Source organism: Jeotgalibacillus marinus, from assembly GCF_040801915.1.
Lineage (GTDB): Bacteria > Bacillota > Bacilli > Bacillales > Jeotgalibacillaceae > Jeotgalibacillus > Jeotgalibacillus marinus.
This window is the reverse complement of sequence record NZ_JBFMIA010000209.1, coordinates 1-258: the sequence shown is the minus strand read 5'-3', so window position 1 is coordinate 258 and position 258 is coordinate 1. Positions and strand designations below refer to the sequence as shown.

At 60.9% G+C, this 258-nt stretch carries 1 protein-coding gene; it reads left to right on the top strand.

The annotated features are described in order from the left end of the window. Positions 1–16: 16 nt before the first annotated feature. A partial coding sequence (locus AB1471_RS17570; protein WP_367781009.1) for a helix-turn-helix domain-containing protein occupies positions 17–258 on the top strand: 242 nt, incomplete at its 3' end.

Below are 258 nucleotides of genomic sequence, written 5' to 3'. Positions count from 1 at the left end.
ATCGAAAAGGCTTGACCTGGGGCTCTCGCTTCAGGAGGTAGCGCATCGGAGTGAGCTCAGCATCACTCTCCTGAGAGCTCTTGAGGAGGGGCGACTCTCGGATGTCGGGTCACCTGCCCTCGTTCGTATTCACCTGCTGGCTTACGCACGGGCACTCGAGGCCGATCAGTTCTCTGCAACCGGGGAACAGGAATCGCAACCCGCACTCACTCACCCGAGCCCATCCAACTCGCCCCCCGCTCGCAACCCTTTTTCCTC